The sequence below is a fragment of the Streptomyces alkaliphilus genome (genome assembly GCF_014141535.1).
Classification (GTDB): domain Bacteria; phylum Actinomycetota; class Actinomycetes; order Streptomycetales; family Streptomycetaceae; genus Streptomyces; species Streptomyces alkaliphilus.
In genome coordinates this window covers 1-313 of sequence record NZ_VKHT01001792.1, presented here as the reverse complement: position 1 = coordinate 313, position 313 = coordinate 1, and the positions used below count along the sequence as shown (strand labels likewise).

The following is a 313-nucleotide window of genomic DNA, read 5'->3' as shown; positions in this document are numbered from 1 at the left end:
CTCGGCGAGGGCCTGCTGGAGTACGTCGGCCCCCTGGTCGACACCCACGTCCACGAGAAGCCGCTGTCGATCTCCCTGCGGGAGATCAACGCCGGTCTGCTCACCTCGGAGGCCGTGGAGGGCCCGGTCGACTGATCGGCTCCTCCGGAACCGCCGGGCCCGGCGCCGTGTCCCCGACACGGCGCCGGGCCCGGCGGCGTCTGCGGGGCCCGCCCGTGCCGCCCGGGCGGGCCCGGGGCAGGATGGGGTCCGCCGCCGGCACCCGGGACGCTCTCCGCCGCCCCGCCGTCGGTGGGGGAGACACCGAGACGAC

Annotated in this window: 1 protein-coding gene; it reads left to right on the top strand. The window is 78.0% G+C overall.

Annotation, left to right across the window (positions count from 1 at the left end; all coding sequences use genetic code 11):
- The coding region (gene rpoZ, locus FNQ90_RS26785; RefSeq protein WP_182608626.1) for a DNA-directed RNA polymerase subunit omega at positions 1 to 135 on the top strand (135 nt) is incomplete at its 5' end.
- Between the last annotated feature and the right edge of the window lie 178 nt (positions 136 to 313).